The sequence below is a fragment of the Curtobacterium sp. 179-B 9B NHS genome, assembly GCF_045370965.1.
GTDB lineage: Bacteria > Actinomycetota > Actinomycetes > Actinomycetales > Microbacteriaceae > Curtobacterium.
On record NZ_JBIQDQ010000005.1, the window covers coordinates 30,510 to 48,766 of the forward strand.

Annotated in this window: 17 protein-coding genes; 8 read left to right on the plus strand and 9 right to left on the minus strand. The window is 73.1% G+C overall.

All coding sequences use genetic code 11. The features are described 5' to 3' along the window. Positions 1–57 precede the first annotated feature (57 nt). Positions 58–3,885: an AAA family ATPase gene (locus tag ACH0A8_RS06465; RefSeq protein WP_406906844.1), complete on the minus strand. Its 3,828-nt coding sequence runs from the start codon at positions 3,883–3,885 to the stop codon at positions 58–60. A 112-nt stretch (positions 3,886–3,997) separates the two neighbouring features. Here ACH0A8_RS06465 and ACH0A8_RS06470 point away from each other — a divergent pair, with 112 nt between their 5' ends. The 3 genes from ACH0A8_RS06470 to ACH0A8_RS06480 all read left to right on the plus strand — a co-directional run bounded on the left by ACH0A8_RS06470 (position 3,998) and on the right by ACH0A8_RS06480 (position 6,388). Continuing rightward, positions 3,998–4,885, plus strand: coding sequence for a CoA ester lyase (locus ACH0A8_RS06470; RefSeq protein ID WP_200884115.1), 888 nt, complete (start codon positions 3,998–4,000; stop codon positions 4,883–4,885). Positions 4,886–4,894: 9 nt separating this feature from the next. Next, complete coding sequence (locus ACH0A8_RS06475; RefSeq protein WP_251155751.1) at positions 4,895–5,386, plus strand: DUF6264 family protein; 492 nt, start codon at positions 4,895–4,897, stop codon at positions 5,384–5,386. 126 nt (positions 5,387–5,512) lie between these two features. Continuing rightward, a complete protein-coding gene (locus tag ACH0A8_RS06480) occupies positions 5,513–6,388 on the plus strand; it encodes an aldo/keto reductase (protein ID WP_066656468.1) in 876 nt (291 codons plus the stop codon). A gap of 71 nt (positions 6,389–6,459) precedes the next feature. Here the strand turns inward: ACH0A8_RS06480 and ACH0A8_RS06485 are convergent, their stop codons facing one another. Beyond that, on the minus strand, positions 6,460–6,957 hold the full coding sequence (locus ACH0A8_RS06485) for a hypothetical protein (protein ID WP_251155750.1): 498 nt from the start codon (positions 6,955–6,957) through the stop codon (positions 6,460–6,462). Between the two features lie 131 nt (positions 6,958–7,088). On the opposite strand from ACH0A8_RS06485, the gene ACH0A8_RS06490 reads away from it, so the two are divergent. Then, the gene (locus ACH0A8_RS06490) at positions 7,089–8,054 is read left to right on the plus strand and encodes an NAD(P)H-quinone oxidoreductase (RefSeq protein WP_406906845.1); all 966 of its coding nucleotides are present in this window, start codon (positions 7,089–7,091) and stop codon (positions 8,052–8,054) included. Positions 8,055–8,078: 24 nt separating this feature from the next. On the opposite strand, the gene ACH0A8_RS06495 is transcribed toward ACH0A8_RS06490, so the two are convergent. The 6 genes from ACH0A8_RS06495 to ACH0A8_RS06520 form a co-directional block, all read right to left on the minus strand. Further along, positions 8,079–8,819, minus strand: coding sequence for an amino acid ABC transporter ATP-binding protein (locus tag ACH0A8_RS06495; RefSeq protein WP_066656477.1), 741 nt, complete (start codon positions 8,817–8,819; stop codon positions 8,079–8,081). Continuing rightward, the gene (locus ACH0A8_RS06500) at positions 8,816–9,694 is read right to left on the minus strand and encodes an amino acid ABC transporter permease (RefSeq protein WP_066656480.1); all 879 of its coding nucleotides are present in this window, start codon (positions 9,692–9,694) and stop codon (positions 8,816–8,818) included. The genes ACH0A8_RS06495 and ACH0A8_RS06500 overlap by 4 nt, the downstream gene beginning before the upstream one ends. A gap of 4 nt (positions 9,695–9,698) precedes the next feature. Beyond that, positions 9,699–10,523: an ABC transporter substrate-binding protein gene (locus ACH0A8_RS06505; RefSeq protein WP_406906846.1), complete on the minus strand. Its 825-nt coding sequence runs from the start codon at positions 10,521–10,523 to the stop codon at positions 9,699–9,701. A 95-nt stretch (positions 10,524–10,618) separates the two neighbouring features. After that, complete coding sequence (locus tag ACH0A8_RS06510; RefSeq protein WP_406906847.1) at positions 10,619–11,143, minus strand: cupin domain-containing protein; 525 nt, start codon at positions 11,141–11,143, stop codon at positions 10,619–10,621. After that, positions 11,140–12,561, minus strand: a complete 1,422-nt coding sequence (locus tag ACH0A8_RS06515) for an amidohydrolase family protein (protein ID WP_406906848.1) — start codon at positions 12,559–12,561, stop codon at positions 11,140–11,142. The genes ACH0A8_RS06510 and ACH0A8_RS06515 overlap by 4 nt, the downstream gene beginning before the upstream one ends. Beyond that, positions 12,558–14,273 carry an adenosylhomocysteinase gene (locus ACH0A8_RS06520; protein WP_406906849.1) on the minus strand — a complete coding sequence of 572 codons (1,716 nt, stop codon included), beginning with the start codon at positions 14,271–14,273 and terminating at the stop codon, positions 12,558–12,560. Before ACH0A8_RS06520 ends, ACH0A8_RS06515 begins: the two co-directional genes overlap by 4 nt. Before the next feature lie 126 nt (positions 14,274–14,399). Here ACH0A8_RS06520 and ACH0A8_RS06525 point away from each other — a divergent pair, with 126 nt between their 5' ends. The 3 genes from ACH0A8_RS06525 (at position 14,400) to ACH0A8_RS06535 (ending at position 15,715) form a co-directional block, all read left to right on the plus strand. Then, complete coding sequence (locus tag ACH0A8_RS06525) at positions 14,400–14,663, plus strand: glutaredoxin family protein (protein WP_066656489.1); 264 nt, start codon at positions 14,400–14,402, stop codon at positions 14,661–14,663. Between the two features lie 125 nt (positions 14,664–14,788). Beyond that, complete coding sequence (locus ACH0A8_RS06530) at positions 14,789–15,064, plus strand: GlsB/YeaQ/YmgE family stress response membrane protein (protein ID WP_066656492.1); 276 nt, start codon at positions 14,789–14,791, stop codon at positions 15,062–15,064. Positions 15,065–15,232: 168 nt separating this feature from the next. Further along, positions 15,233–15,715 (plus strand): hypothetical protein, encoded by a 483-nt coding sequence (locus ACH0A8_RS06535; RefSeq protein WP_406906850.1) that lies wholly within the window; start codon positions 15,233–15,235, stop codon positions 15,713–15,715. 32 nt (positions 15,716–15,747) lie between these two features. Here the strand turns inward: ACH0A8_RS06535 and ACH0A8_RS06540 are convergent, their stop codons facing one another. Further along, complete coding sequence (locus ACH0A8_RS06540) at positions 15,748–17,196, minus strand: flotillin family protein (RefSeq protein ID WP_066656505.1); 1,449 nt, start codon at positions 17,194–17,196, stop codon at positions 15,748–15,750. Positions 17,197–17,414: 218 nt separating this feature from the next. Between ACH0A8_RS06540 and ACH0A8_RS06545 the strand changes: the two genes are divergently transcribed. Further along, on the plus strand, positions 17,415–17,861 hold the full coding sequence (locus tag ACH0A8_RS06545) for a hypothetical protein (protein ID WP_406906851.1): 447 nt from the start codon (positions 17,415–17,417) through the stop codon (positions 17,859–17,861). Positions 17,862–18,257 lie beyond the last annotated feature (396 nt).

Genomic DNA, 18,257 nt, shown 5'->3' on the forward strand with positions numbered 1-18,257 from the left:
CCGCTCACCGGCGAGCGGGGCCCGGAGCGGGCACGCGGGGATGCGTCTCCGACCGGGTCATCGGCGTGCGGGGATCGGAGGGATCGAGATCTCCTGCGTCGCTCCACGGTCGACGCCGAGCACCGACGCCACGGTGTCCGCGACGCGGTCCGGGTCGGAGAACAGCTGGAACGCGTGCACGCGCACGTAGTGCCACCCGAGTCGGCGGAGCACCTCGGGACGGAGCCGCAGCGACTCGCGGAGCGAACCTCGGACGAGCGACGCGTCGGTCTCGATCGTGACGCAGACGCCGCCGTGCGCCGCGACCAGGCCGAGCTTGCCCCGGTGACCGAGTGCGACGGGGATGCCGCGCATCTCGAGTCGTCGGGCGAGGTCGACGAGCAGCGGGTCGGAGTCGTCGGGCACGTACTCGGCGGCGGTGCGCGCGCGGACCTCGGCGAGGATCTCGGCCAGCGCGACGGTGCCGTGGCCCATCCGCTCGGCCTCGATGTCCGACGGCTGGAAGCACGTGACGATGACCATCGACCGGCGCGCTCGGGTCATCGCGACGGCGAGCAGACGCTCCCCGCCGGGCTTGCCGAGCGGACCGAAGTCGCGCAGCACGCGGCCGTGCGGGGTCCGGCCGTACCCGATCGAGAACACGACGCGGTCGCGGCTCTGCGCCACGGACTGCTCGAGCGTCGCGACGATGAACGGCTCGGCGCGGTCGCCGATGACGAACTCGGTGAGGTCCTTGTGGCCCTGCGCCGCGGTCAGGACGGCCTGCTCGACGCGCACCGCGTGCTTCGCCGACGCCGTGATCACCATGAGCGACTCGGTCGGGCGGGTGCGGGCGTGCTCGGTGACGAGCCGGACCACGCGGTCCACCTCGGCGTCGACGCTCTCGACCGCCCCGGACTCGGGGTCCGGCACGGCCTTGCCGTCGCTGACGTAGTCGATCGCGATGGAGCCGTGGCCGAGGAACGAACCGGCCCACGGCAGCGACTCGATGCGGCCGCCGTAGAAGCGGCGGTTGACGAGCTCGGCGAGGTCCTCGCCGCCGGCGCGGTACGACCGCGTGAGCGACAGGGTCGGCAGGAGCGTCGACAGCTTCGCGAGCGCGGAGTCGGCGTGCAGGGCGTCGAGCGTGCCCTCGTCCACCTGCAGTGCCCGGTGGTCGGGGTCGACCGCGATCCGGAACGGCGACGGGGTCTGCGTCACCGGGTCGCCGAACACGACGGTCTGGCGAGCGCGACGGACGGCGCCGACGGTCTCGGCGATGGTGACGGCACCGGCGTCGACGAGGATCACCGTGTCGAACGGCATCGTGTCGGCGATCTCGGGGACCTCGTACGGCGAGGCGAGCCAGACCGGCGCGATCGACCGGGACAGGTGCGGCGCGGAGTCCTGCAGCAGGCGCGAGGTGATCGCGCCCTCCTTGAGCTGCGTCTTCAGCGACGTCGCCTCGTCCGGCCAGTCGACCAGTCCGACCTTCCAGTTCTCGGCGAGCTGCCACGCCAGGCCCTGGGAGACCCCGGCCGCGTGGGCGTCGTCGACGAGCCGGAAGTCGGCCTCGACCCGGTCGAGCATGTCGGTGTTGCCGCCGAGCAGCGCCCGGTCGGACTCGAGCATCGTCTCGAGCGCGGACTGCCACCAGGCGAGCTCGAGTTCGGCCGGCACCTGGGTGTCCGGCACGTGGCGGTGTGCCAGGTCGGTGATGAGTGGCTCGAGCTGCAGGTCGCGCAGGGTCTGCATGAGCTCGGTGCGCTCCTGCAGGTTGTGCAGGACGTCGGACTCCTCGGCCAGGCGGGCGACCGTCGGGACGAGCTCGTCGATCGGCAGGTTCGCGAGCTGGCGGTCCCGCTCGGTCCGGCCGAGGGGCTCGTCGAGTCGGGCGAGGTCCTGCACGACGTTCGAGAAGAGCACCTGCACGTCCCCGATGCCCGTGGGCACCTCGGGGTTCACACCGGCCGCGACGTAGCGCTGCCAGAGCACGCGCTGCTGCTGCACGCGGGTCAGCGCCTCGTGCAGGTCGGACACGTGCACGCCCGGTCGGACGTACTCACGCGCGAGCTTCTTCAGCCGGCGACGGTTCGTCGACGACATCGGGGCGCCCTCGCCACGAGGGGCCGTCGCGGCGACGAGCTCCGACACCGACCGGTCGAACACGACGGGCAGGAAGCGGTCGAGGGTGTCCCGGATCTCGGTGAGCAGGCGGAGGTAGATGCCGAGCTCGTTGATCGTCGTGAACTGCCGCATGTGGGTCGACGCCACGAGGTCGTGCGCACGGCGCAGCAGCGTCGGCAGGCCGTCGGCGTCGAGGTCCTTCGCGGTCTTGTGCGCCCGCTGCGCGCCGTCGCTCGAACCGAACTTGGCGCCGTACCAGGGCGAGTCGTCCGGGCCGTAGCGGAACTCGCCGAGGTTGGCCGCGCTGACCATGGTCTCGGCGACGCGCGAACGGCCCTCGACCATGCTCGTCACGGACCGCTTCGACAGTCGGGCGGTCGTCGACGGCGGCACCGGCAGGAGCGACAGCCGGGACAGCTCGACCAGGCAGTCGAGCACCGAGACGCCGAAGTCCGGGTCGACGCGGGTCAGCGAGCCGCGGTAGTCGGTGAGGACCTTGCGGAGCCGGACCAGGGCGTCGTCGACCTCGCGGAGGTTCGGACGCGCGGCCTTCTCGTTGCGCGCGATGCCCCGGACGACGTCACGGCGCAGGGTGCGCGGCGTGACGGCGACGCCCGGCAGCTGGACCTCGGCGAAGCGTGCGGCGATGCCCCGCAGGGTCGCCCGCCGCGGGCTCACGACGAGGACGCGCTTGTTCGCCGCGACGAGGCCGCCGAGCGCGTTGACGATCGTCTGCGTCCCGCCGGTGCCCGGCAGGGTCTTCACGACGATCGAGTTGCCCGCCGTGATCTGCGCGATCACGTTCTCCTGCTCGTCGTCGGCGTCGAGCAGCAGCGTGTCGGTCTCCGGGCTGCGCTCGTCCGACGGGGTCTGCTCGACCGGGTGGTAGGACTGCTCGACCTGCCACTTCGCGCTCGGGTTGCCGGCGAGCGCGTCGAGCACCGGGTGGGACAGGTCGCCGGTGTCCTCGACCATGCCGCTGGCGACCTCGGCGAAGGTCGAGACGACCAGACGCGCGTGCACCGAGAAGCCGGGGATGTGCGCGGTCAGGCCGCGGAGCCGGTCGATGACGGGGTTCGGGGTGAACGAGCCGTCCTGCTGCGCGAGCGCGACGAAGGACTGCGCGTCGAGGATGACGCCGTACTGCTCGTGCAGCGCGTCGGCCAGCCCGGGGTTGAGCACCGGCTCGCCGAGCAGGCGCACCTCGAAGTCACGGCCGTGCCGACGGATCGCGAGCGGGCGGAGGAGCACCGGGCCGCGGAAGTGCTCGTCGCCGTGCTGCCAGTCGGCCATGCCGATGCCGAGCTTCACGGCGTCGATCCCGCGCACGGTCGCGAGCTCGGTGCCCTTCGCCTCGACCTGGGCGGCCGCGACACGCGCGGCGCGCAGCGCGACCTCGTCGCGGATCAGGCTCGAGAGCAGCGTCGTCTTGCCGGTGATGAACTGCGCGAGTCCGCCGGGGTGCGTGGTGGACAGCTCGATCCGGGCACGCGGGTGGTCGCTGAAGTGCGTGAGGGGGCTCGTCCCGCCGACACCGGTCAGCTGCGTCCGCCAGGCGTCCCACGTGGGCTCGGCGGCGTTACCGGCCTGGAGGCGCGGGTCGCCCAGGCTGATCGCCTGCGGGCTCGTGAGCTGCAGTTCCGGCCGCAGGGTGCGGTCCGGCTCGTCGCTCCGGTCGCCCTCCCGCTGCTCGCGCCCGTCCTCGGGCGCGTCGGCGCCCTGGACGGGGACGTCGTCATCCGCGTCGTCCGCGCCGTCGGTCACCCTGTCTCGCCACACATCCGACACTGTAGGCGGAAGCGGGCGGCCTCCCTGGCAATGACCCGACGTTTCCGGCTTTCCGTGCGGGCCCGGTACGGGGTCCGACCGGCCGGTGTGGTAGCAACGTGGCATGGCCATCGACGACCGCACCGCCCCGTCCGCCCCCGCACCCTCGTCGGCCCGGCCGGACCGGCGTCGGTCGGTCCCCGCCGAGATCTCCCGGTCGTGGCTCCTCGTGCCCGGCACCGCCGCCGACCGGTTCGAGCGGGCACAGCGGTCGCGCGCCGACCAGATCATCCTCGACGTCGAGGACGCCGTCGACCCCGCCGCGAAGCCGGGTGCCCGCACGACCGTGGCCTCGTGGCTCGCGGGCGGCGGTGAGGCCTGGGTCCGGATCAACGACGTCACGACGGACTTCTGGGCGGACGACGTCGAGGAGCTCCGTGGCCTCCCGGGCCTGCAGGGCGTGATGCTCGCGAAGACCGAGTCGCCCGCGCAGGTCACCGACACGTGGCACCGGCTCGGCGGCCACACCCCGGTGATCGCCCTGGTCGAGTCGGCGCTCGGCATCGAGGAGGCGACGTCGATCGCGAAGGCACAGGGCGCCTTCCGTCTGGCCTTCGGCTCGGGTGACTACCGCCGCGACACCGGCACCTCGGCCGACACGCTCGCCATGGCCTACCCGCGCTCCCGGCTCGTCGTCGCCTCGCGCGTGGGCGACCTGCCGGGTCCGATCGACGGCCCGACGGTCGGCTCGGCGCACGCGATCCTCCGCGAGCAGTCCCAGGTGGCGGTGTCGCTCGGCCTGACCGGCAAGCTCTGCCTGGACACCGAGCAGCTGCCGGTCATCAACGAGGTCATCTCCCCCACGCCGACCGACGTCGCCTGGGCGCAGGACTTCCTCGACGACTTCGACGCCCGCGGGCAGGTCATCCGCGACGGCTCCGACCTGCCGCGACTCGGCCGCGCGCAGAAGATCCAGCGGCTCGCCCGGGCGTTCGGCGTCGAGGCACGGTAGACCGGTCGCATGACCTGGTCGCACCCGTCCGGCGGTCCGCCGCAGTCCTCACCCTCGGGTCCGTCCCAGTCCGGCCCGGGCAGCACCGAACGCGCCGCGTGGGCGCGTGGCGGCACGACGCTGTTCCCCGCGGGCCGGGTCGCCGACCGGGTGTCGACCGTCCTCCTGCTCGCAGCCGGTGCCCTCCTGACGCTCCTCACCCTGGTGGTCGGGATCATCGCGGTCGTCTCGGCCACCGCGAGCTGCGACGCGGCCACGGGGTGCTCGCCGGGCCGCTTCCTCGGCGGCGCCGCGATCGCGGTCGGCGGGTCCTTCGTCATCGGGGTCGCGACGGTCGTGCTCGCGGTCGGCGCCTGGGTGCGTCGTCGTTCGTCGTGGTGGATCGCCGCGCTCGGGTTCGTCCTGGCGATCGTGGTCGTCACCTGGGGCGGGGTCGTGTTCGCGCAGGCGACCGACCCGGCGACGGGGGCCGGCCAGGTGACCGCACTGCAGCTCCCCTAGCGCGGCGTCCGCCGGACGGGAGGCGCGTGGCGGGGCCGCCACGGGCCTCCCGTCCGGCGGCCCCGTCGGCCTGTCCCGTCCGCGCACGCTGGGCGTCGCCCCGGTCGACCGGCGCAAGCTGGGCGCATGAAGCAACGAGTCATCGGAGACGTGTCGGTCAGCGCGATCGGACTGGGCGGGATGCCCATGTCGATCGAGGGGCGGCCCGACGAGCGACAGGCGATCGCGACCATCCACGCCGCCCTCGAGGCGGGCGTCACCCTCATCGACACCGCGGACGCCTACCACCAGGCGGCCAAGGACGAGGTCGGGCACAACGAGGAGCTCATCGCGAAGGCGATCCGCGAGTTCCACGGCGACACCGACGCGGTGCTCGTCGCCACGAAGGGCGGCCACCTGCGGCCGGAACCGGGCGCGTGGGCGCAGGACGGCCGACCGGAGTACCTCAAGGAGGCCGCGAAGGCCTCGGCGAAGCGCCTCGGTGTCGACGCCGTCGGCCTGTACCAGTTCCACCGGCCGGACCCGTCGGTGCCCTACGCGGACTCGATCGGGGCACTCGCGGAGCTCCTCGACGAGGGCGTCATCCGCATGGCGGGCATCTCGAACGCCGACCCCGACCAGATCCGTGAGGCGAACGAGGTCCTGGGCGGCCGCCTCGTCTCGGTGCAGAACCAGTTCTCACCGGCGTTCCGGTCGAGCGAGCCGGAGCTCGAGCTGTGCGACGAGCTCGGCATCGCGTTCCTGCCGTGGAGCCCCCTCGGCGGCATCGCGAAGGCCGCCGACCTGGGGACCGCGTACGAGGACTTCGCCGTCATCGCCCGCGAGCGCGACGTGTCGCCGCAGGTCGTGGCGCTGGCGTGGGAGCTGCAGAAGAGCGACGTGGTGATCCCGATCCCGGGTGCGTCGCGGCCGCAGTCGATCCTGGACTCGGTCGTCGCGGCGACGGTGAAGCTCCGCGACGAGGACGTCGCTCGCTTGGACGCTGCTCGACCGGCGGCCTGACGGGCCGGAGCACCCGCACGACGACGCCCCGTCCACCGATCGGTGGACGGGGCGTCGTCGTGCTGCGGCGGTCAGGACGTGCAGGCCTGCTGGAACTCGGTCCCCGCGTCCTGGACCTTCTGCGTGGTGTCCGAGAACGCCGACAGGTCCGCCGACTGCGGGTCCGCCGTGATCGCCTTGATCTGCGTCAGCATGTCGGTGTACGCCGACCGGAACGCCTCGGCCTTCGGCTTGACGTCGGCGTTCTGCACCGCGTCGACGCCGTCGGACAGCGACTGGTCGAACTCCTCGAGCTTCGCGACGGCTGCCTGCGGGTCCGACTGCAGCTCGGTGACCTGCGACTGCAGGCCCTTCGCGGCGTCCTCGACCTTCGACTGGAACGCGTTGCACGCCTCGGCCTTGCTCTGGGAAGCGGCCTGCGGCGCCGCGGAGCTCGGGGCCGAGGAGGCTGCCGAGGTCGACGAACCGGAGCCCTCGGCGCCGCCGTTCCCGGAGCCCCCGTTCGAGCAGCCGGCGAGCAGTGCGACGGCGAGTGCCGCGGTCGCGACGGCGATGGTCTTCCTGGACATGGACGTCCCCCCTGGTCGTGCCCGCGCGACGGAGCGGCGCGGATCGGCACCGACGGTACACGGCGTCCGTCGGGCCTGCCGTCCCACGAGCCGTGCCGGTCTGCCCTGCCGCGGGGCGTACGGTCGAGGGCATGCAGGCGATCACGGCACACGACGGCGGACTCCGACTCGACGAGCACCCGGACCCGGTCGCCGGGCCGGGCGAGGTCCTCGTCGAGGTGGCAGCGGCCGGGGTCAACAACGCCGACCTGCAGCAGGTCGCGGGCAACTACCCGCCGCCGCCCGGCGCGTCCGAGGTCCTGGGCCTCGAGGTCTCCGGGACGGTCCGCGCGCTCGGCGACGGCGTCGACGGGTTCGCGGTCGGTGACCGGGTGTGCGCGCTGCTGTCGGGCGGCGGCTACGCGACCCTCGTGGCCGTGCCCGCGGCCCAGGTGCTGCCGGTGCCCGACGGCGTGGACCTGGTCGAGGCCGCGGGACTGCCCGAGGCCGCGTGCACGGTGTACTCGAACGTGGGGATGATCGCGGGGCTCCGGCCCGGGCAGACCCTGCTGGTGCACGGCGGCACGGGCGGCATGGGATCGCACGCGGTCGTCTGGGCGAAGGCGCTCGGTGCCCGGGTGATCGCGACGAGCGGCGGGGAGCGGAAGGTGCGTGCTTCGAGGGAGCTCGGCGCCGATCTCGTGGTGGACCACCGCACCGAGGACTTCGTCGAGCGCGCCCTCGACTTCACCGACGGCCGCGGGGTCGACGTCGTGCTGGACGTCGTCGGGGCGGACTACCTCGCGAAGCACCTCGAGGTGCTCGCCCCGAACGGGCACATCGCCGTGATCGCCGCCGGCAGCGGGCAGAAGGGCGAACTCGACTTCGGCGCGATGATGCGGAAGCGCGCGACCATCAGCGCGACGACGCTCCGAGCCCGGCCGCTCGACGAGAAGGCCGCGATCGTGGCCGCCGTCCGCGAGCACGTCTGGCCGCTCGTCGCCGACGGCAGCCTCCGACCGATCGTCGACTCGGTGGTCCCGCTCGCCGAGGCAGCGGAGGCACACCGCCGGGTCCGCGACGGCGAGGTCATCGGCAAGGTGCTGCTCGCCGTGTGACCCGGGTCAGGCGTGGACGCGGGGTCAGGCGTGGACGCGGGACAGGAACTCGACGAGCGCCGGGTGCTGCGGTCGGTCGAGCACGTCCGCCGGTGCGCCCTGCTCGACCACCTCGCCCTGGTGCAGGAACACGATGCGGTCGGCGACGTTCCGGGCGAACGACATCTCGTGCGTGGTCATCAGGATCGTGGCGCCCTGCTCCTTGAGCTCGCGGACGAGGTCGAGCACCTCGCCGACGAGCTGCGGGTCGAGGGCGCTCGTCACCTCGTCGAGCAGGAGCAGCTCCGGCGACGTCGCGATCGCCCGCACCACGGCGACACGCTGCTGCTGCCCGCCGGAGAGCCGGTCCGGGTACGCCCCGGCGAAGTCGCCCAGGCCGATCCGGTCGAGCAGTCGGCGGGCGGTCGCCTCGGCCTCGGCCCGGGCGATGCCGTGCACCCGACGGGACGCGAGCGTGACGTTGTCGAGCACCCGCATGTGCGGGAACAGGTTGAACTGCTGGAAGACCACGCCGATCCGGGCGCGGGTGGCGTCGACGTCGGTGCGGGGGTCGGCGATGTCCGTCCCCTGGAGCAGGATCTCGCCGTCGTCGATGCCCTCGAGCAGGTTCACCGTCTTCAGCAGTGTCGACTTGCCGGAGCCGGACGCCCCGATGACGCAGATGACCTCGTGGCGGTGCACGGTCAGGTCGATCCCCCGCAGGACCTCGTGCTCGCCGAACGTCTTGCGCAGTCCGCGCAGTTCCAGGACCACCGACTCGCTCACACCGTCCCCCCGATCTGCTCGCGACGCTGCTGCCGTCGAGCGATGGCATCCGTCACCCGGATGAGCGGGAGGCTGATCACGACGAACAGCAGCCCCGCGACGAGGTACGGCGTGAAGTTGTAGGTCTCGGCCTGTGCGATCTGAGCGCTCCGCACCGCGTCGACGGCGCCGAGGATCGACACCAGGCCGACGTCCTTCTGCATCGAGACGAAGTCGTTCATGAGCGCCGGGGTGACCTTGCGGATCGCCTGGGGCAGCACGACCAGCCGCAGCGTCCCGGCGTGGGACAGGCCGAGCGACCGGGCGGCGAGGCGCTGGGACGGGTGCACGGCCTCCATGCCGGCGCGGAGCACCTCGGCGACGTAGGACGAGTACGTGAGCACGATCGCGATGGTGCCCCAGACCTCCGGGGGTTGCCGCGGGAAGATGCCGAGCCCCGGGATGCCGAAGCCGACCAGGTAGAGCACGATGATGAGCGGCAGACCCCGGAACAGGTCGGTGTAGGCGGTGGCGAGCATCCGCAGCGGGAAGAACACCGGGTTCCGCAGCCCCCGCACGACGGCGAGCAGGGTGCCGAGCACGGCGACGCCGATCGCGCTGAAGAACAGGATCCGGATGTTCAGCCACAGCCCGAGCAGGACGGCCGGGAAGGTGTCGATCGCCGTCTGCGGGTCGAAGAACGACTGCTGCACCGCGGCCCAGCCGGGCGTGTTCACGACGCCGAGCCAGACGACCGCGATCACGACGAGCGTCGAGACGACCGAGACGACGACCGAGCGGCGGCCTCGCTGCCGACGGTAGAGCCGTCGTTCGAGCTCGACCTGGCTCGGCGCTGGAGCGGTCACCGGGGTGCCGGCACCTGCTGGGGCGGTCACCGGACTACTTCAGGACGGGGGTGTTCGTCTCCGAGGAGAGCCACTTCGTCTGCAGGTCGGCGAGCGTGCCGTCGCTCTCCAGGGCCTCGAGAGCCTTGTCGACCTTGCTCGTCAGCGCGGAGCCCTTCGGCAGCACGAAGCCGAACTGGTCGCCGGAGCCGTCCTCGGGGAACTGCGCCGAGACCGTGCCGTCGTCGAGCTGTGCGGCGGCCATGTAGAACGCCGTCGGCAGGTCGGTCACGATCGCGTCGATCTGCCCCGACTTCAGCGCCAGCACGGCGTCGTCGTTCGAGTTGAACACCTGCGGGGTGACGCCGAGCACGTCCTTCACGGAGCTGATGCTCGTGGAGCCCGAGGCGACACCGATCGTGTCGCCCTTCAGTGCGGCGACGGTGGTGTCCTTCGCAGCCTTCGACCCCGACGTCGTCACGACGGCCTGCGTGGTCGTGTAGTACGGCGTGGACATGTCGACGGCCTTCTTGCGCTTCGCGTCGATCGAGAACTGCTGAACGTTGAGGTCCCAGTCCTTCGGGCCGGGGGCGATGGCGCTGTCGAAGGTGCTGCGCTTCCAGACGACGTCGCCCGTCGCGTAGCCCATCTCCTTCGCGACCGCGTAGGCCACGGCGGACTCGAAGCCCTTGCCGGACTGCGGGTCGTCGTCCTCCACCCAGGGCGAGTAGGCCGGCTGGCCGGTCGCGATCGTGAGCTTGCCGTCCGTGACGGTGCCGTCGCTCCCGGCGCTGCTCCCACCGGCGGAGCAGGCGGCGAGCGCGAGGGCGGCGACCGTGGCGGTGGCGACGGCGAGGGACAGACGGCGGGTGCGGGTCACGGGAGGGCCTTCGTCAGCGGGACAGAGCGGGGTGGAGCGGGCAGGAGGCAGTGTACCGGCGCGTGGGATACCACCGCGACGCGGATGACCGTCGACTACGCGGTCGCGGCGTCGCCGTCGGTGTCGCCCGCCATCGTGAAGTCGTCGAACGAGAACCCGGGCGACACCATGCAGCTGAGGAGCACCTCGCCGTCGCCGGGCAGGGTGCGCTGCCAGACCCCACCGCGCACGAAGGCCTGGGCGTCGTACAGCCGGTGCCGGCCGGCGTCCGGGCCGAGGGTGATCCGGTCCCCGGGCTCGGGCCGGTCGCCGGAGCCGCCGAGCTCGAGCACGACGGTGTCCGGCCCGTGCCACATCCAGATCTCGTCGCTCGTGACACGGTGCCAGGCGGAGGCCTCGCCCGGGGGCAGCAGGAAGTGGATGAGGGTCGCGGCGGGACGCTCGCCGGCCGGGGTCTCGACGGTCGAGGGCGAGGTCCACGTGCGCACGTACCAACCGCCCTCCGGGTGCGGCTCCATGCCGAGGGCGGCCGCGCGCTGCGGGACGTCGAGCCACTCGATCAGCTCGCCGCCGACGGTGCGGCGGGCAACCATGCCGGGGCGGGGTGCGGTGTCGGTCATCGTTCCTCCTGGGGACGGACGTGGTGGGGGACGGGGTCCCGGGTGTCCCCGGAACCGGGGCCCCGGGTGGGGGCTGTCTCGGGGTCGAGCGGGTGCACGGTGCCGTCGGTGGCCCGCACGACGCCGCGGACGATCGTCGCGACGGCGCGGCCGGCACCGTCCTCGACGAGTTCGGCGAGCGCGTCGGGCACGGTCCGGGCGTCGACGTCGAACACGGCGAGGTCGGCTCGTGCCCCGACGGCGAGGTGTCCGACGCGGTCCGGCCCGACCGCCGTCCCCATCGCGTGCGCGCCACCGAGCGTCGCCGCCGCCAGCAGCCGCTCGTGCAGGTCGCGGTGCGCGTACCCCTGGGCGCGGGCGATGCGGTGCAGTGCGGTGACGTCGGCCATCGGGTCGAGGGACGGCGACGACGACAGGGAGTCGGTGCCGATCGCGATCGGGCTGCCCTCGCGCAGGTAGTCCGCGACGGGCGGCGGGTCGAGGCCGATGACGGCGTTCGACCGGGGGCAGAGCGCGACCGTGGTCCCGCGTGCCCGCAGGAGGGCTCGGTCGGACGCGGTCACGTACACGCCGTGCGCGATGTGGCAGTCGGGGCCCAGCACGCCCAGCCGGTCGACGAACGCGGTGGCACTGGCGCCGAAGCCGAGCGCCCGCATGGCCCGGAAGGACGGCACGTTCGCCAGGTGCCAGTCCGCGGTGTGCCCGACGCCGTCGACGCCCTCGAGCCCCGGGACCGGCCCGAGCGAGACCCGCTCCCCCTCGAACGCCGCCTCGCCCAGGTGCAGGTGCAGCCGGAGCCCCCGCTGGCGCACGATGTCCGGCAGTTCGAGCAGCGGTGCCACGTCGAGGGAGTACGGCGCGTGCGGCGACAGCCCCGCCCCGGGCGTGGTCGGGATCCGTGCGAGCTCGTCGAGCACCTGGTCGCGCCCGTGGGACTCCCACGCCGCGTTCTCCCAGTCCATGACCTCCCAGTAGGCGATCCCGCCGAGGCCGTGCTGCTCCAGGACGTCGGCCGCCTCGATGTCGGTCACCACGTCCGCGATGCTCGTGACGCCCGCCGCGATCGATGCGACGGCGCCCGCGGACGCCTCCGCCCGCCAGTCGTGCGGGAGCGCGTAGTCAAGGTTGAACGCAGCCGCCCAGTCCTCGAAACCCGCGTACTGCCGTTGACCGACACCGGACATGCCGGTGTACTGCAGGTGCGTGTGCGCGTTGACGAGACCCGGCAGGAGCGCGCCCCGCCAGCGCCGCTCCGTGCACGTGCGCCCGGCGGCGTCGAGCTGGTCGACCACCCACGACCGGTCGCCGACGTGCAGGATCCGTCCGTCCTGCACCGCGACCGCCCCGTCGGCGATCGGCGGTGCCGTCATCGGCACGACGACGCGCGCCGAGTGCACCACGACCGGCGACGCGGTCACCGGGGTCTCCCGAACCGGTGCGTCCGCACGTCCGGCTCGCGGTCGGCGGGCTGCTCGGCGATCCGGACGGGAGGAGCGACCCGGCTCCCCCACGCGGCGAGCGCGACGCGGGCGGTCGCCTCGTCCACCGCGGGGTCGACCGGCACGACGGCGCGCGGGAGTTCGTCGCCGCGCTCGAGCAGCATCCGCAGGGCGCCGAGCTGCACCGCGAAGGACAGGTCCATGATCTCGACGGGGTTGCCCTCGGCGGCGCTCGTGTTCACCCCGTTGCCCCCGGCGAGGACGAGCACCTGGTGGCCGTCCGGCCAGGTCAGGCGCTCCACGTGCTGCGCCACGGCCGTCCGGACCGCACCGGCGGCGGCCGCCGCGGACAGGGCGACCTCGTCGTCGACGCCCCCCGCGACGGACACGACCGCACCGACCGCGCACGCGCGCAGGACCGTGTGGTCCACGGTGTCCGCCACCCCGGAGGCACTCACCACGAGGTCGGCGTCGCGCACCGCGTCGACGAACGGTGCGACCGCGTGCCCGGCGAAGCGCGCCTGCAGGGCGCGGACCGGGTCGACCTCGGCGACCGTGACCCGGAAGCCGAGCGCGACGAGGACCTGGGCGACCCCCTCGCCGACGGGACCGAAGCCGGCGACGACCGCCGTGCCTCCCGGCCGGACCCGGTGCACGGCGGACGGGAGCGGGTCGACCAGGTCGAGCGTCGCGAACACCGTGGACTGGCCGGTGCCGAAGCGGTTGTCGAAGCAGGTCTTGGCGCGGGCGTCGTTGACGGCGATCACGGGGATGCCGAGCTCGCCGCGCTCGGCCATGACGCGGAGGGGTCGGAGGCCGCTCGTCGTCTCCTCCGCGGCGCCGAGCATGGTCGGCAGCAGCTCGGGCCGCTCCTGGTGCGCGAGGCGGATCAGGTGCGAACCGTCGTCGAGGAGCACGTGCGGACGCGTGTCGAGCATCGCCAGGGCGAGACGGTGCTGCTCGGCGAGCGACGCGGTGCTGTCCGCGTGGACCGGCATCTCGGCACGGCGGAGCACGTCCGCGACCGCGTCGTCCGTCTCGTCGGCGTGCGCGTACACGACGACCTCGGCGCCCGCGTCGCGCAGGAGCAGGCTGAGCACGGCGGTCTTCGGCTCGAGCACCATCGCGACGCCGATCCGGGTACCGCGGAGCAGCCCGCCGTCACGGAGCTCCGCGGCGACCGCACGGGCGACCGGCATCGACCTGCGCGCCCAGCGGATGCGGTCCTCGGCGGCGGGGTCGTCCTCGGGCTCCCGACCGGTGGAGACGAGGAACACGTCGTCGGAGAGCGTCGGGACGGCGAGCACCCCGGGGCGGGCCGGGGCGACCGGGCCGAAGGCGTCCTCGTCCACAGCGGGGGCGTACCGGCCGGCGTCCACCACCACGAGGGTCGCACCGCGGGGCCGGTCGGTCTCGCGCTCGACGGCAGCGGTCGACTCGTCCGGGTCACCGAGGCACCAGAGCTGGTCGATCGGCTCGTCGTCGACCGGCTCGTGGTCCGCAGGGGCGGTGTCCACCGCGGTGCGTGCACCGAGCCCGGTGAGCAGTGCGACGAGCGCCGCGGCGTCACGCGGGTCGCCGCCGAGCACACGGACGGTGCGGCCGGCGACGAGGAGGTTGGTCGCCGCGGCGAAGCGTCGGACGGCTGCCGCGGCCCATGCGGCCCGCTCGGGGTCGGGTCGCTGCGGCATGGGGCCATCGTAGGGCGTGCGGGTCGGCGCGGAGTCGCGCGGGCTGACGGTCATGCGGTCACGCGTCGTCGGGGCGTGGGCGGCGACGCGGGAATGTCCCGCGGCCGTCGGACGTACTGTGAGGACATGACTGATGCGACGTTCGACAAGGTGACGATGTTCGGCGCGGACTGGTGCCGCGACTGCCGACGCTCGAAGGCGCTCCTCGACCGCCTCGGGGTCGACTACGACTACGTGGACGTCGAGGCGGACCTGTCCGCCGCCGACCGGGCCGAGGCCATCAGCGGCCGCAAGAACATCCCCGTCGTGGTGCTGCCGAACGGCAAGCACTTCGTGGAGCCCTCGGACACCGAGCTGCAGGCGGAGCTGGAGTCGTCCGGAGCGGTGTGACCCTCGCCTGTACCTGCGCCTCCATGCAGGCTGTGAACATGCTGGGGAAGAGCGGTGTTCAATCGGGGCCGACCCAGATCGCGGACACCCCCGGACCGCGACAGGTCTGACCCAAGGAGGACACCGTGCTCGGTCTCATCATCAGCCTCATCATCATCGGCCTCATCGCCGGCGCCCTCGCCCGGCTGATCATCCCCGGCAAGCAGCACATGTCGATCCTCATGACGATCGTGCTCGGCATCATCGGCTCGTTCGTCGGCGGCTTCCTCGGGTTCCTCATCTTCCAGCACGACCCGATGGACGGCTTCTTCCAGCCGGCCGGCATCATCGGCTCGATCATCGGTGCCGTCATCGTGCTGTTCCTCTACACGCGCTTCGCGGGTCGCGGCGCGCGCCGCTGACCACCGGCAGGCGCCACTGACCGACGTGGGGGTGTCGGAGCGGCACCACGAAGGACCCCGGACCGTGACGGTCCGGGGTCCTTCGTCGTCCCGTGCGACCGGTCGACCCCGAGCAGGGGGGACAGGGTGCTGACGGCCGTACATCGGCCGGGGCGTAGCGTCCCCGCCATGACCGACGAGAACGAACGCCCCCGTCCCGAGGACGACGCCGCACGGCTCGGACTCGTCGTCGTCGGCGAGGCCGCCGCACTGCACGCCGGGGACGACGCCTCGCTCGACGCCAGCGAGGCGAACATCCGCGAGACCGTGGACAGCATGGTCGACGAACCCCTCACGCCCCGGCAGGAGGAGGTCATGGAACGCCTCGCTGCCGCTGGCGGCACCCTCACCGCGGGCCTGAGCGGCGCACTCGCAGCGAAGACCGGCGGGCAAGTCGAGGACGTGCTCGAGGGCGCCGCCCGCAGCGTCGTCTGGCAGCAGCGTCTGGCCGCCGAGCGGGACGCGCTGCAGGGACAGCCGCAGGAGTCGACCGACGGCGACCCGGCCACCGACGGCGACCCGGCCACCGACAGCGACCCGGTTGAGGACCAGCGCGAGGACGCCGGCGGCCAGCAGCGACACCGGGACGACGACGGGCGCGACCGGGGCTGACCCGACCGCGCCCGTGCGCACGACCGTGCCCGTCAGTCGACCGGCGCGGCGTCCTGTTCACGCGCGACCGCCCGGGCAGCGGCCTGGCCGGTCGTCGTGCTCTTCACGATGTCGCTCAGCGTGAAGCCGGCCGTGGTGCCGAGCAGCGCGTCGACCTCGCTGAACTGGCTCACGACGCTCTTCGACAGGGCGCCTGCGCCGTCCGAGGACACGACCGTCAGCTTGTCGATGTTGCCCATCGGCGCCGCGAGCTCGCGGGCGATGCTCGGCAGCGTCTCGAGCGCCTTCACCCGGAGCACGGCCTCGGAGTGCTGTGCGAGCGCGTCGGCCTGGGCCTTCGTCGCGTCGGCCTCGGCCTGACCCTTGGCACGGATGGCGTCGGCCGCGGCCTCACCCTCCGCACGTGAGGCGTCGGCGGCGAGCTTGCGGGCGGCAGCCTCGGCCTGGGCCTCGGCGGCGACCGCCTCGGCCGAGATGCGTCGGGCCTCGGCCTGCGCACGGGCCGTCTCGACCTGGGCAGCCGCAGCAGCCTCGGCCTCCACCCGGGTCTTGCGCGCGTTCGCCTCGGCGACCGCGCTCACCTCGGACTCGAGCTCGGCACGACGGAGCTCGGCGCGCTTCTGCGCCGTGATCTGCTCCTGTTCGACGACGCCCTGCGACGCGCGAGCCTGCGCGAGCGGACCGGCCGCTGCGGCCTCGGCCGAAGCCCGGTCGGCGTCGAGCTGCAGCGCCGCACGACGGATGGCGAGGGTGTTCTCGGCCTCGGCGATCGCCTGGTCGGCGGTGGCCCGGGCCTCGCGTGCCTCGCGGTCGGCCTGGGCCTCGGCGTTCTCCGCCTCGAGCCGGACGCGGGCGCGCTCGGCACGACCGAGGTCGCTGATGTAGTCGTTGCGGTCCGAGATGCCCTTGATCTCGAACGAGTCGACGTCGAGACCCTGGCTGTGCAGGGCGTCCTTGGCGACGTCGAGGACCGCCACCGTGAGCTGGTCGCGGTTGCGGATGATCGTCGACACGTCGGTCGCGCCGATCGACGCGCGGAGCGAACCGGACAGGACCTCGCGCGCGAAGTCGTCGATCTTCTTCTCCTGGCCGAGGAAGCGCTGCGCAGCAGCACGGATCGACGCATCGGCCTCGCCCACCTTGACGAGCGCCACGGCCTCGACGTCGATCGTGACGCCGCGGGAGTCCTGCGCGTTCACGTTGATGTCGATCGCACGCGAGGACAGCGAGATCTTCGCCACCCGCTCGAAGAACGGTCGGACGAGCACACCCGCACCGAGGACGACCTTGATGCCGGACTCGACGGTCTCGGTGCCGTCGGGGTTCTTGACCTTCCGCGACCGCTTCCCGGTGATGATGATCGCCTCGTCCGCACCGGCGTTGCGGTAGACGAGCTTGGCGTACACGAGCGCGATCACGGCGAGGACGATGATCCCCACGATGACGAGCGGGACGGCGCCGAGTGCGAGCAGGACTTCCATGATTCCCCCCAGCGGCTCCGGCACGGTCGGTCGTGACCGGGATTCCGCATCTGTTGTTCCGTTGCGCCCATCCTAGGAGCGCGGGGACCGCAGCGGCAGGACGGCGACCGGAGCTGTGGAGAACCGGACGGGCACCAGGACCGACCGGCCACGCGACACGGTCGCACGCAAGACGGGAGGCGCGGTGCAGGTCGGACCTGCACCGCGCCTCCCGGCCGGTGGCCGTCGACGGTGAGCGCGCTCCCCGGTGGATGCGCGTGGTCGGCGCCGTGCTGCTGCTCGGCGGGGGCGCGCTGACCGCGGCCGTCCTCGGTTGGCCGGGGGGCGCACCGGAGGTCGCGCTGCTGCTGCCGGGCGTGGTCGCACTCGTGGCCGGTGCCCTGCTGCTGCTCGCCCGGACCGGCATCGCGGTGACCGACGCCGCCGTCGTCCTGCACTTCCGGCCGCTGCCGACGCGGCGGATCGCGCGGGGACGCATCGCCGACGTGACGGTCGCCGACGCGGACGCGCGCACCTTCGGCGGGGTGGGCCTGCGGCTCGGTCGCGGGGTGCGGGCGCTCATCCTCACGCCGGGCCGCGGCGTGCGGATCACGGACGACCGGGGGCGGTTGACCTTCGTCCGGACCGAGCACCCGGAGGAGCTGCTGCACGCGCTCGAGGACTGATCCGGGCCGCGCTGCGGGAATCCCGGGGCGGCCGGTGTGCTCGTACACGCCGTCGCGGGGGCGGTCCGCGTGCTTGTACACGCCGTCGCGGGGGCGGTCCGCGTGCTTGTACACGCCGTCGCGGGGGGCGGTCCGCGTGCTTATACACGCCATCGCCGAATCCGGTCAAGCCAGGACTGGACAGCGCGCGCCAGGGCGACCTATGATGACAGTTCGCGCTCCCTGGCATTCGTGTGTCGTCATATTGCGGTCGAACACGCGCCCTGGTGCAGCCGGTCCCGTATATGGCGGCGGGACCCGCTCACCGATCATCCCACAGGTCCTCGACGGTCGTTGCCGTCGTGCGTTCCGTGTCGGTGGTCCCGGGGTCGCGCCGAGCGATCAATCCACTCACCT